Annotated in this window: 9 protein-coding genes and 1 riboswitch; of the genes, 7 read left to right on the top strand and 2 right to left on the bottom strand. The window is 32.3% G+C overall.

The features are described 5' to 3' along the window. Positions 1 to 49 precede the first annotated feature (49 nt). Positions 50 to 2,275, top strand: a complete 2,226-nt coding sequence (locus ACZZZT_RS00045; RefSeq protein WP_463459034.1) for a hypothetical protein — start codon at positions 50 to 52, stop codon at positions 2,273 to 2,275. Between the two features lie 60 nt (positions 2,276 to 2,335). Here the strand turns inward: ACZZZT_RS00045 and ACZZZT_RS00040 are convergent, their stop codons facing one another. Together ACZZZT_RS00040 and metK are read right to left on the bottom strand one after the other, a co-directional pair. Continuing rightward, positions 2,336 to 4,120: a DUF4153 domain-containing protein gene (locus ACZZZT_RS00040; protein WP_463459033.1), complete on the bottom strand. Its 1,785-nt coding sequence runs from the start codon at positions 4,118 to 4,120 to the stop codon at positions 2,336 to 2,338. 160 nt (positions 4,121 to 4,280) lie between these two features. Beyond that, complete coding sequence (gene metK, locus ACZZZT_RS00035) at positions 4,281 to 5,531, bottom strand: methionine adenosyltransferase (RefSeq protein ID WP_073394898.1); 1,251 nt, start codon at positions 5,529 to 5,531, stop codon at positions 4,281 to 4,283. A 746-nt stretch (positions 5,532 to 6,277) separates the two neighbouring features. On the opposite strand from metK, the gene ACZZZT_RS00030 reads away from it, so the two are divergent. From ACZZZT_RS00030 to ACZZZT_RS00005, 6 genes are all read left to right on the top strand, one after another. Further along, the gene (locus ACZZZT_RS00030) at positions 6,278 to 6,460 is read left to right on the top strand and encodes a hypothetical protein (protein ID WP_073394899.1); all 183 of its coding nucleotides are present in this window, start codon (positions 6,278 to 6,280) and stop codon (positions 6,458 to 6,460) included. Positions 6,461 to 6,541: 81 nt separating this feature from the next. Beyond that, positions 6,542 to 7,846, top strand: coding sequence for an O-acetylhomoserine aminocarboxypropyltransferase/cysteine synthase family protein (locus tag ACZZZT_RS00025; RefSeq protein ID WP_463459032.1), 1,305 nt, complete (start codon positions 6,542 to 6,544; stop codon positions 7,844 to 7,846). Positions 7,847 to 8,029: 183 nt separating this feature from the next. After that, positions 8,030 to 9,118, top strand: coding sequence for a homoserine dehydrogenase family protein (locus tag ACZZZT_RS00020; protein ID WP_463459031.1), 1,089 nt, complete (start codon positions 8,030 to 8,032; stop codon positions 9,116 to 9,118). Between the two features lie 625 nt (positions 9,119 to 9,743). Beyond that, positions 9,744 to 9,944, top strand: a complete 201-nt coding sequence (locus tag ACZZZT_RS00015; RefSeq protein WP_042566154.1) for a hypothetical protein — start codon at positions 9,744 to 9,746, stop codon at positions 9,942 to 9,944. Positions 9,945 to 10,132: 188 nt separating this feature from the next. After that, positions 10,133 to 10,240, top strand: a riboswitch (SAM riboswitch). Positions 10,241 to 10,319: 79 nt separating this feature from the next. Continuing rightward, positions 10,320 to 11,303 carry an alpha/beta fold hydrolase gene (locus tag ACZZZT_RS00010; RefSeq protein WP_463459030.1) on the top strand — a complete coding sequence of 328 codons (984 nt, stop codon included), beginning with the start codon at positions 10,320 to 10,322 and terminating at the stop codon, positions 11,301 to 11,303. Between the two features lies 1 nt (position 11,304). Then, a partial coding sequence (locus ACZZZT_RS00005) for an aspartate kinase (RefSeq protein ID WP_463459029.1) occupies positions 11,305 to 13,077 on the top strand: 1,773 nt, incomplete at its 3' end.

Below are 13,077 nucleotides of genomic sequence, written 5' to 3'. Positions count from 1 at the left end.
AATAATCAAATATCTTTACGTTTAATATTAACAAGCCAAAATTTATATTATGCGCAATTATATATGGAGTTTCTTATTGTTTTTTTGTGTAGTGTTTGCCTCTTTCTCTCAAACAAAAACAATAGAAAAAGGAACTTATATTTCTACAAATAAGGGTCAGAAAATCAAATTAAACTTATTAGACAATAATAAATACGAATTGGTTTTTTACTCTGGAGACTACAAGATTAAAGGCGATTCTTTAATATTTATTCAAAGTAAAAAGGTCGAAAATCCTTTTAACCTTACTTATAAGAATGATAATAAATCCCAAAAAATTAAAATTAAGTTTATAGATCCTTCTTTTTATTCATTTTATGTAGGAACACAAAAAGGGTCTGAAGCTGTTCAATATGAAAGACTTTCAGATATTAAAACCAAGCTGGATCCCGAATGGACCAATATCGACGTAGAGTTTGAAATTGATCGTACCGATTATTTATATTTAGTATTCGAAGAATATGAGGCAAAGAGTACGATTTCAAAATTTGCTTTACCAAAAGACGTTTCAGAAATTACGATTAAATATGAACTTAATGAAGTAAATGATTTAAATCTGGCCGGTTTTTATGATAAAAAAACAAATGAATTGCAGATTGCAGAACATGCAGGAAAAAATCCTCTGACATTTATAAATTCAAAAGATGCACAGCCTGATGTAGCATCAAATGTTACGCCAATTGAAAATAAAAGTGTTTTAAAATGGACATATCCAGGAAAAGAACCTTTAGTTAGCGATGATTTTGGAGTTGCTGTAGATAGTGCTGCAACAGTAGATTATGCTTCTAAATATGATTTTAAATTTAAAGTCGAAAACAATTTAAAAAGCGCTATTGCTGCTACTAAAGCTGCTAAAACTAAATTTTTAATAGTTTATAATGATAGTAAAAACCCTGCAGCAAAAACTGATTTTGATGCAGTATTAAAAGATCTTGAAGAACAGGTTGGGTATTATATGTATGATGCTTACAATGCGCAATATGATGTTTTTAATTATTATTTGGCTACAGCCGATGATAAAAAATGGCTTAAAACCGCTAAAATTTCTGATAGTCCTGCTATTGTAATATTAAATGGTGATGGTGATGTTTTGGCAACCGCAAAATCGAATTTATTAGATAAAAAATCAGAGTTAAGTTATTATGATGAGTTTGCCAAAAAACTGCAAAGAGCCAATGCATTTTTTGCTTTTGCTAAAGTGGCAAAGAATAAAAAAGCAACAGATACGGATGTTATTTCGGCTTTTTATAAAGCTTCAATACTTGATATACCGTATGAATATGAAACGACAGATTCTGTTACAGTAGAGGTAAATCCGGTTGATTTTAACATTGCAAAAGTTACTCTGGATAAAAAAGAAGTGACCCAAATCTGGAAAAAATTAATTGAATCACACCAAAAAGATACAAAACCAAACAGAGAGTTGGCAGAAACGATTTTGAGAGAAATAAAAAACGTTGGCTTTTTTAAACAATTTTTTAATGAAGAGCGTGTTTTTAATGATACCGATTTCTTAGCAATCGATTATTTGTTAAAGCACTACGATGCCATTGAAAAAATGAACATAGAAGATGAAAATGGAACTGCCTTAGCATTACTAAAAGGAAGTTTAAGTTTTGAAATTTCATCGGCTTTGCAACAAAATAGTTATGTAGTGCAAGAAGGTGTTGCAGGAAAAGCAAATCAGAATAAAATAATTGCGATCTACAAAAAGTTGATTGTAAGCGGTAAAGGAAATTTTGATTGTTATAAAAATTACTTTGAATATTTGAATTCAGATAGTCAAAACAGTGTGGATGATATTGCTTTCTTAAAAGAATTTAAATCTTATTTTGATTCGAATTTATCAACCGAAAAAGGGAATGCTATTGAGAGATTAGACAGTATGTTTGCGACATTAGACACTGATTCTGATTATTCTTATAACGGATGGAATTCGTTTAAAGATTATCATTCCAATCTTGCGAATAATGCTGCCTGGGCAACAGTATTAAAACCTGCAAATAATAGTTTCATAAAAGATGCTGTAAGTTGGTCAGAGTATAGTTTAATTGTAACTAAAAATAACCCGTATTATTTAGATACATTAGGGCAGTTGTATTATAAAGACGGTCAAAAAGAGAAAGCAATCGCAACTCAAAAGTTGGCAGTTAAGTTTTTAACTGATGAAATTGACGAACAAACTGCCGTTGAAATTCGCGAAACATTAACTAAAATGGAAGACGGAACCTATTAGGATTTTAAAATTCGTATAAAAAAGAACCCGACAAGATTTTGTTTTTGTCGGGTTCTTTTTTTATTTTTTAATACCAATCATTACTTTTATTTGGTAGTTTTCTAAGATCTTTTTGTTGTTTTCGATCTTACCATTTGCGCTAATATACGTTAGCAAAATGTTGTATTTTGAGTTTTCTATCTTTTGATTAATTTTTACGGCTGAATTATCGTAATTATTTCTACTCTTAAAGGCTGAATTTGAATTAACAAAATCATTTATTTTTAATGGAATTATATCCTCATTGATCTGTAAATTACGATCGTATTTTTTTTGTTGTGATAGTATTGAATAAGGTGTGTTGTCGATAGTGATACAATCTTTACAATCAAAAGAGATGCTGCTATGGATTGTAAAACTAAAATCATAGCCATGAATATTTTCAACGGCATTATCATTTCTTTCATAAAAATAATAACTAAAAGAATCGTTTAAATCGTCTTTTCGATCATATTCAGATCGATATTCAAAACCTAAACTTTCCATAATTTGATGTGAATCCGGATCTTTATCTTTTTTATAAAGTGCGTCTAATTTTTTGTCAGCGTACGGCAACATAACTTCAAAACCATAATTTCTCTCCAAAAAATAAACAATGCTGCTCAATTCCTGTTCTTCTTCAAAAGTTAGTTTTGTTTTTTTATCCTTTTGCAGATAACTTTCAAAGCGGGATAACTGACTGTATTTTGAAACAGAACTGGCACTTTGCGGGCCAGCAATCGAAAACAAACCGGCAATGCACATACTTATAGGGATGAATTTTATTTTAGGATGTTTTTGAATTAAAAAATAAGCCACAACAACTGCCAGCCAAACCGACAGTAATAAAACATAATAACGTTCGTGTGTAAAACCGTAAAGATTAATTCGGTATAAAATAGCCCAAAATAATAGTGCCAATAGTGGAATTAATAAGAAATAAAACCAGCGATTATACGTGCGCATCCAGAGATTTCTGCTTTCATTTGCAATTGGGTGAACGAGTAAAAAGGAAAGAATTCCGGTAATGGCAAAAGCCAAAACAAGGTAAGAAACCCAACCAACCGGCAACGAAAGCGTAATAAGAATTTTGGCTTCGTAACAAATTAAAATTACAAGGTAAAGACTTATTAAAGGCAATAAAACATATTGAGTGAAGTTTTTAAGTCCTTTTGGATAATTTAACTGAAGCGGAACCTCATCATTATCAATTTCAGGAACTCCGTTTAAAAAGAAAATGGTATTGAAGATTCCGCCAATAACGAAAAAGATATAAAGGTAAATATTATCGTAAAAATCAAATTTAAATAGTTTTTCGACAGCTAAAATAGCCAAAGCCAAACCGCAATAAAGTACAAAGCTATATAACCCAGAAGTTAAAATCCTGAGAAAAAGCTGTTTATTGAATTCCCAAAACTCTTCCTGATTGTACTTTTTTGGTAAAAAACCAGCAAAGGAAACCAAAAGATGCAGCGCAATATTAAGAACAAAAAACTGCTGAAATTCTGTATCTATCATTCGGTCTCTAAAACTAAAAACAAAAGCGACAACCAGCGATCCAAGAATTAGACTTGTGATAAAACGTAAAATGTTCTTTTTGTTCGAACTAAGAAAAAACAAACTCACAGAAAGAAACAGAACCAAACATAGAGAAGAACTCAATAAAGCTTTTTCGAAAAAATGTTTTTTGGGATTGCTGTAATCAAACTCATTTAGTATGATGGCAAAAATAGTTCCCAGAATTGCTGTAATGGTTTCTAAAGGGAATCTAAGAACTGTTTTTTGTATTGCATTTAATACGTTTTGTAACGAAGGAAGTTTGCTCATTTTTGGGATGGTTAATTTCACACTAAAGAAAAGCAAATGCAAACTAATAACCAAATAAAAACCCCGATCTCTAAACGAATAGAAATCGGGGGTAATATAAGTAAGATTAAAAAGAAATGGACTGTGAAGTCTAAGAATTAATAACCGTTTGAATTAAAAATTAAAGTCCGAATGCAGCTTTTACTTTGTCTACAAAATCAAGTTTTTCCCAAGTAAACAACTCAACAGTTACAGTTTTTGAATGCCCGCCCGGAGCAGCAAAAGTTTTAGTAACAACCTCTGGTTTACGTCCCATATGTCCGTAAGCAGCAGTTTCGCTATAAATAGGGTTTCTTAATTTTAAACGTTGTTCAATAAAGTAAGGACGCATATCGAATAACTCTTCTACTTTTTTAGCAATTTCACCGTTAGTTAAATTTACTTTAGAAGTTCCGTAAGTTTCGATAAAAATACCCATTGGCTGTGCAACACCAATTGCGTAAGAAACCTGTACAAGAATTTCGTCAGCAACACCTGCAGCCACTAAGTTTTTAGCGATATGACGTGTAGCATAAGCAGCACTTCTGTCTACTTTACTTGGATCCTTTCCAGAGAAAGCACCACCACCGTGAGCTCCTTTTCCACCGTATGTATCAACAATGATTTTTCTTCCTGTTAAACCAGTATCTCCGTGAGGTCCACCAATTACGAATTTTCCTGTTGGGTTAATATGGTAGTTGATTTTATCATTAAATAAATGAGCGTGAGCTGGATTTTTAGCGATAATTCTAGGAATCAAAATTTCGATAATATCTTTTTTGATTTTAGCAAGCATTGTAGCTTCTTCATCAAAATCATCGTGTTGAGTTGAGATTACAATCGCATCAATACGAGTTGGTTTGTTATCATCGCTGTATTCTAAAGTTACCTGAGATTTAGCATCCGGACGTAAATAAGTGATTTCATTATTTTCGCGTCTTAAAATAGCTAACTCCTGTAATAATTTATGAGATAAATCAAGAGCCAGAGGCATGTAGTTTTCAGTTTCGTTAGTTGCGTAACCAAACATCATTCCCTGATCTCCTGCACCTTGTTCTTCTGGCTTAGCTCTGTCTACACCTTGATTAATATCAGCAGATTGTTCATGAATTGCTGATAGAATTCCACAAGAATTTGCCTCAAACATGTACTCGCTTTTTGTATATCCAATTTTACGGATTACTTCACGAGCGATTTGCTGCACATCAAGATAAGTATTCGATTTTACTTCTCCGGCCAAAATTACCTGACCAGTTGTAACTAAAGTCTCACATGCTACTTTTGAGTCAGGATCAAATGCTAAGAAGTTATCAATTAATGCATCCGAAATTTGATCTGCAACTTTGTCTGGATGCCCTTCACTAACAGATTCTGACGTAAATAAATAAGCCATAATAATTATTAAATTAAAATTAAGCGAGGAAAATAATTGCTGAAAAAGGCTAAAGGAGAATTCCTGCTTTAGCATTTTTTACTACTGAAATCAATCTTTCAGTATTCATAACGAACCGTTTCATTATGAAGAGGTTGCAATCAGTTCAAATTTTTCCTCTGTATTCGGGTGCAAAAGTACAAAACCATTTTGATTTGCAAATTAAAGTTGAACTTTTTTCTTTTTATAAGCAGAAATTTAACATATCATACTAATTTGATAGGGTAATGGAAAATAAATCAATTTTTGTTTGGTGGATTGAAAAAAAGTTCTCACATTTGCCAAACAAAACAAGAACAAAAATGAATTTAGTTATTAAAAATATGTGTTGCATGATGCCGGAAACTTCCGCAGAGTGCACTATTGTTTAGTATCTAAATCTAAAAATAACAATAAGACCTCTGCAAATCGCAGAGGTTTTTTTTTGATCAAAATTTAATTAAAACATATAAGTGATGTAAGGAAATATAAGTGGAGTTTCAAAATAAAACTAAAATGAACTTATATCACTTATATGGTGAAAACAAAAAAATAAAATGAATTCAGTAGTAAATAAAATGATGATGTGTTGTAAGATGTCGATGTGCATCCAGACCTGCTATTGCCGAAAGTGAAAGATAAAATCTTTGTTATAGTTTCAACTATAAGCCCTTTTGGTAAGCCATCCGAAAGGGCTTTTTTATTTCCAACAATTAAAATTAAAAATCATGAACACACTAGATATCAATACAATCGCATTTCAATACTTATTAAGAACAGATTCTCAAAAAAACAATAATGCTGAAGAAACCAATAAAGTTTTACAGTATAATCCGGAACAGTATATGAAAAGTCAAAAATCATTACTGTTTCAAATGTATGATCTTGAAGAAGAGGAAGACTTTGTTTAAATCTATTTCAATATCTATTTCAAAAATAAAATTCAATTACAATATAAAATCTATTTAACAATATTTAAAAACTAAGAAATCATGAGCACACAAAAATTCGCAACAAACGCACTACATGCAGGACACGACGTAACTAAAAACGGAAGCACAAGAGCAGTGCCAATTTACCAAACATCGTCATACGTATTTAATAATGCTGATCACGCTGCCAATTTATTTGGCCTTGCCGAAGCCGGATTTATTTACACCAGATTGAATAATCCAACAAATGATGTTCTGGAACAACGTTTAGCAGCGCTTGAGGGCGGAATTGCAGCCGTAGTTACAGCATCCGGAGCATCGGCAATTGCGACAACTTTCCTGACTTTGCTAAAAGCCGGAGATCATATTGTGGCTTCGAATAGTTTATACGGCGGAACTTATAATTTATTAAAAGTGACTTTGCCTCGTTTAGGAATTACAACCACATTTGTGGATCCTGCAAAAGCAGAAAATTTCACAAAAGCCGCAAAAGAAAACACCAGAGCATTCTTTGTAGAATCTTTAGGAAATCCAAAATTAGACGTATTAGATCTGAAGGCAATTTCGGCGGAAGCCAAAAAATTTAAAGTGCCGTTTATTGTAGATAATACTGTCGCGACTTCTTATTTGTTAAAACCAATTGAACACGGAGCGAATATCGTAATTCACTCTTTAACTAAATATATTGCCGGAAACGGAACTTCATTAGGCGGTGCGATTATCGATGCCGGAACTTTTGACTGGTCTAACGGAAAATTCCCTGAATTTACAGAACCTTCTGCCGGATATCATGGATTAGTGTATCACGAAGCTTTAGGGAATGCTGCTTTTATTGCAAAGGCAAGAATTGAAGGATTACGTGATTTCGGATCTGCTTTGAGTCCGTTTAATGCTTTCCAGATTATTCAGGGATTAGAAACATTGCCAATTCGAATTAAAAAACACAGCGAAAATGCTTTAGCTCTTGCCGAATGGTTAGAGAAACAAGATGAGGTGGTTTGGGTAAATTATCCGGGTCTGAAAAACAATAAATATTATGATTTAGCCAAACAATATCTTCCGGAAGGACAGAGCGGAATTATCACTTTTGGATTAAAAGGAGGTTTTGAAGCGGCTAAAAAAGTAGTAGATCAAACAAAATTATTCTCATTGCTGGCCAATATTGGTGATACAAAATCATTAATTATTCATCCGGCAAGTACAACACATCAACAGCTAACAGATGATGAACAACTGGAAACGGGAGTTTCAAAAGATTTGATCAGACTTTCCGTTGGAATCGAAGATATTGAAGATTTAATCGCAGACTTGGAAACTGTATTTGCAAGTGTTACACAATCGCAATACAGCATCAATAAAAATTAGGTTTTTTTGTTTTTTGTTTGAAAAATTGCCTTTAGCGAGTGAGTTTTTGCTAAAGGTGATTTTTTATGAGAAAAGCATTCAGTATAAAAGTTTTGAACCATATAAGTAGAGACGCACAGCAGTGCGTCTAAATTATATGAACTTATATAACTTATATGGTTTAATAAATTAAAATAAAAAATTATGTCAAAGCTTAAAATAAATATTATCCTTTTCGGAATTGGAAATATCGGAAGCACTTTGATCAATCAGATAATAGAAAGTCAGGAATTTTTTCTGCAAAGTAAAAACATCGATTTTCATTTTCCGATAATCACCAATTCTACCGTTGCTTTTTTCGAGAAAGAAGGCGTTGGATATGCCTGGGAAACCAATTTTGTGCAATTGGCTGTTCCGTTTAAAGTAGAAGATATCATAGAATTTGCAAAAGAAAACGAATTTGAAAATTTGATTGCTGTTGATGCCACGGCGAGCGATGAATTGATAAGTCATTATAATACATTGATTCAAAATGGATTTAATATTGTCGCGGTAAATAAAAAGGCAAATACGCTTCCGCTTGATCTTTATAAAGAAATACGGGAAAATCTTAAAAAGTACGACAAAGAGTTTTTGTATGAAACATCGGTTGATACCGGATTTCCGGTTTTACAGACTTTGAGAGATTTGTATTATTCGGGAGAAAAAATAACCAGGATTCGGGGTGTTTTCTCTGATAATCTGAGTTATGTTTTTAATCGATTTTCGAATGAAGAAACCACTTTTTCTTCTGTTTTAAAAGATGCCAGTTTGTTAGGATTGATGCGTTCTACTTTTAAAGAAGATTTATCCGGAAATGATACGGCAAAAAAACTGCTCATTCTGACCAGGGAAATTGGAAAGGATTTTGAACTGTCGGATATTAAAATCAATTCTATTATTAAAGAAGAACATCTAGAGAAAAACGGAATTCTTGATAAAGAAGCGATTGACCGATATTTTAAAATTTCAAAAATCACCCAGGCCGATAATCATGTTTTAAGATACGTTGGCGAATTTGATGTAGAGAAAAATACATTGGAAGTGAAATTGGTTTCAGAATCTGCAGCATCGGCAATTGGACAATTAAAAGGTTCTGATACTATTTTTGAAATCTACACACAATCATATGCCGATGTTCCAATCGTAATTCAGAGTGCTTCGGCTTGTAAACAGGCAATTTCAAGAGGAATTATAACTGACATCTTAAAAGTTGCCGAAAAAATTAAAAATAAGGAAGCAGTTTGGCTTTAAAACCAGATTAAAAAATGCTTTGAAATGTTCTTTGATAAACTGATTTGTGGAAATATTAAGGTGTAAATCAATTATTTGTAAGTTTTTACTTCTGTTTTGTGTAACAAAAGTTTTGTAAGATGTTTTTTATCAAAAAAAAGTGATTTTTTGTCGGATTTTCGTATTAATTTATTGTTTTTTATTTGCGTAATTAAAATAATATTGCCATATTTGTTAAACCCAAAAGCTACTGAATCAATGAACTTAAATGTCTATAAAATGTTTTGCGCCATTTCGGTTAAAACCGTTGGGAAGTCTTTTGCTTAAATTGTAAGAAAACAATAAAAACATATGCAAAAGCCTCCCGATAATTTTTTTGGAGGCTTTTTAATTTTATAAGAAAATGCAAGAATTTAAAATAATAAATAAATCACAGATGAATAAATCCCTACAGATGAACAAGATGTTCTCTGTCGCATTTATTTGCGTACGCGTCTGTTGATACTAAAAGAATATATGAGTTTGAAAAACTTAAACCCTTTTGGTATCCCGATCCAAAAGGGTTTTTTTATTTCATTTGGCTTCTTAACACAATAATAAACGAATAGTAAACATAATAATACACAACAAACTAAAACTTAATATCATGAGTACATTAAACTACATCGCAAAAACATTTTCAACATTGAAAAACAGAACTAAAAGAAACAATCCGCCGCCGCCAAAGAACGAATTGATCCATCCAAGGTTCGGAATAACTGAAACAGATAAAAAAGAAGAGAAAAAAGAGCCAAACTCTTTATTGTTTTTGATGTACTCAAAAGAAAATGAAACGCTTTTTATCTAAATCGAAAAGCATCATAGAATAAGGGAAAACCTGCTTAATTTTACTGGGCAAATTGTTCGGTAAATTTTTGCGTACAATAGTTTTAGTTTGAATTATGTTTAAGAAATTGAGCAATCAGTTTCGATAAAATTTGTTTGTTTAAGAAATTAGTAGTTAATTTGCACCTTTAAGTTCAAAAACGTATTGAAATGTTATAAAGAAAGGACGAGGGATTAGACCCGATGAATCCTTAGCAACCCTTCGGTAAAGCGAAGAAGGTGCTGCATTCTACCACGCCAAACGTGGAAAGATAACAACAAGAATTTTTCTAGTTTAATACTAGTTTTTTCTTTCTAATATTTCCAGATACAAATCAATAATACAACAGATTTGAAATTGGAAAATATACCAAACCCTATTAGCATACAAAATTTCACCACCGAAAATGGTGCACTTTACCGTTCTTTACCTTTAAGTTTTACCGTTTTTGGTTTGCCATTGCATAGCGCGCCTATTGTTTTGGTTAATCATGCTTTAACCGGAAATGCTCAGGTTACAGGCGAAAATGGCTGGTGGAATGACTTAATTGGCGAAGGAAAAACAATCGATACGGAAAAATATACAGTCCTTGCCTTCAACGTTCCCGGTAACGGAACTGATTCTTTCATTATAGAAAATTACCAGGATTTTACAACCAGAGATATTGCCAGAATTTTTCTTGAAGGACTTGATGCCTTAAATATAACTCAGGTTCATACTATAATTGGCGGTTCTGTTGGCGGTGGAATTGCCTGGGAAATGCTGGCATTAAAACCAAACATTACTCAAAACCTGATTCCAATTGCAACAGATTGGAAATCGACAGACTGGATGATTGCCAATTGCTTTTTACAGGAACAAATCCTGAACAATTCATCACGACCAATTGAAGATGCCAGAATTCATGCCATGTTGTGTTACAGATCTCCGGAATCATTTAAAGAAAAATTTCAACGTACGACAAACCCAAATCTTTCTGTTTTTAATATAGAAAGCTGGCTGGCACACCACGGAGACAAATTGCAAAAAAGATATCAATTGGCTTCTTATAAACTAATGAACCAATTGCTTAAAACCATAGATATAACTCGAAATAGTGAGAGTTTCGAAACCTTAATATCAAAAACAAATGCCACAATTCACATTATCGGAATTAATTCTGACTTATTTTTTACGGCAAAAGAAAACAGAGAAACTTATCAGGAATTAAAAAAGTTCAAAGACAATGTTTTTTATAACGAAATTGATTCTGTTCACGGACATGACGCTTTTTTAATCGAGTACAAACAATTAGATCATTTACTTGCCGATATTTTTAAGGCAGAAACAATAGCAAAATAAAATGAAAGTATTAAAATTTGGAGGTAAATCATTATCAAACGGAGAAGGACTTAACAAAGTTGTCTCAATTATTTCAGATAAAGTAAATCAGGGCGAACAAATTGCCGTTGTAGTTTCTGCCCGCGGAAATGCTACAGATGAATTAGAATATATTTTAAAAATTGCTGCCAAAAACGGAAATTATAAACCATTATTCGAAAACTTTAAAATCTATCAAATTTCAGATTATCCACAAGTTGATTTATCTGAAGAGTTTACCATTTTAGAAAAACTTTTTGAAGGTGTAAGCTTAATTGGCGATTATAGCAATAAAATTAAAGATCAGATTTTGTCTAAAGGCGAATTGCTTTCGGCTAAATTATTGACTTCGATTTTAAAAGAAAGAGGAATTCCGGCTAATTTTGTTGATGCAAGAGAATTGCTAAAAACCGATTCTAAATTTGGTGATGCACAGCCTTTAGAACAGCTTTCGAAGAAAAATGTTGTCAATTATTTTAAAGAACATAACGGTTCAACTGTAAACATTGTAACCGGTTTTATTGGTTCAAACAACAATAACGATACGACAACTTTAGGAAGAAACGGCAGTAATTACACCGCTTCGTTAATTGCTAATTATTTGAATGCCGAAGAATTACAAAACTTTACGCACGTTGACGGAATTTACACAGCAAATCCTGATTTGGTTGCAGATGCTAAAAAAATCGAATTCCTTTCGTTTAACGAAGCAAACGAATTAGCCAATTTTGGAGCAACAATTCTGCACGCAAAAACGATTATTCCATTATTAGAAAAAAACATTCCACTTCGTATTTTAAATACTTTCAATCACGAAAATCGCGGAACTTTAATTACTTCAGATTCTGCAAAAGAAGGAATCAAAACACTTTCAGTATTAGAGAATGTTTCTCTTGTAAATCTTGAAGGTCGCGGATTACTTGGAAAAGCCGGCGTTGATGCCCGAATTTTTAAAGTAATGGGCGATCACAACATCAGCGTAAGTATCATTTCGCAAGGTTCTTCAGAAAGAGGAATTGGTCTTGTAGTGGCAACTGATAAAGCGACAACCGCAATGGTTGAACTAGAAAAAGAGTTTGAAAACGATTTTTATTCTAAAGATGTAAACCAGATTACAGTAACAGATAATGTATCTGTAATTTCAATTATTGGTCAGGATTTGAGCACTTTCCATAAACCTTACACGGCATTAATCAAAAATAAAATTGTTCCGATATTGTTTAACAACACCGTTACGGGTAAAAACGTGAGTTTGGTGGTTAAAAAAACGGAGCTGCATAAAGCGTTAAACGTAATTCACGGAGAGATTTTTGGAGTTTCTAAAAAAATCAATATCGCGATTATAGGTCATGGTTTAGTTGGCGGAACTTTAATCAATCAGATTTTAGAATCAGCATCAGCTATTGAAAAAGAAAAAGATGTTCGATTGAATGTTTTTGCAATTGCCAATTCTAAAAAATTACTTTTAAATAAAAATGGCGTAACTTCAAGCTGGAAAACTGACATTGAAAAAGAAGGTCTTGCTTACACCATTCAGGATATTATTGCTTACGCCAATCAGCATCATTTAGAAAACCTAATTGCGATTGATAATACGGCAAGTGCTTCATTCGTAGAAAATTATATTCCGTTTATAGAAAGCAGTTTCGACTTGATTTCTTCAAATAAAGTTGCTAATACATTAAGCTATGGTTTTTATAAAGAATTGAGAAAAGCTTTGGCAGAAAACCAAAAGAATTATTTGTATGAAACCAAT

It is taken from the genome of Flavobacterium sp. AC274 (genome assembly GCF_979258275.1).
This window is presented reverse-complemented; position numbering and strand designations above follow the sequence as displayed.

Coding starts and splice junctions, on each gene's coding strand:
- ACZZZT_RS00045 (WP_463459034.1), top strand. CDS start 50: ATGCGCAATTATATATGGAGTTTCTTATTGTTTTTTTGTGTAGTGTTT.
- ACZZZT_RS00040 (WP_463459033.1), bottom strand. CDS start 4,120: ATGAGCAAACTTCCTTCGTTACAAAACGTATTAAATGCAATACAAAAA.
- metK (WP_073394898.1), bottom strand. CDS start 5,531: ATGGCTTATTTATTTACGTCAGAATCTGTTAGTGAAGGGCATCCAGAC.
- ACZZZT_RS00030 (WP_073394899.1), top strand. CDS start 6,278: ATGAACACACTAGATATCAATACAATCGCATTTCAATACTTATTAAGA.
- ACZZZT_RS00025 (WP_463459032.1), top strand. CDS start 6,542: ATGAGCACACAAAAATTCGCAACAAACGCACTACATGCAGGACACGAC.
- ACZZZT_RS00020 (WP_463459031.1), top strand. CDS start 8,030: ATGTCAAAGCTTAAAATAAATATTATCCTTTTCGGAATTGGAAATATC.
- ACZZZT_RS00015 (WP_042566154.1), top strand. CDS start 9,744: ATGAGTACATTAAACTACATCGCAAAAACATTTTCAACATTGAAAAAC.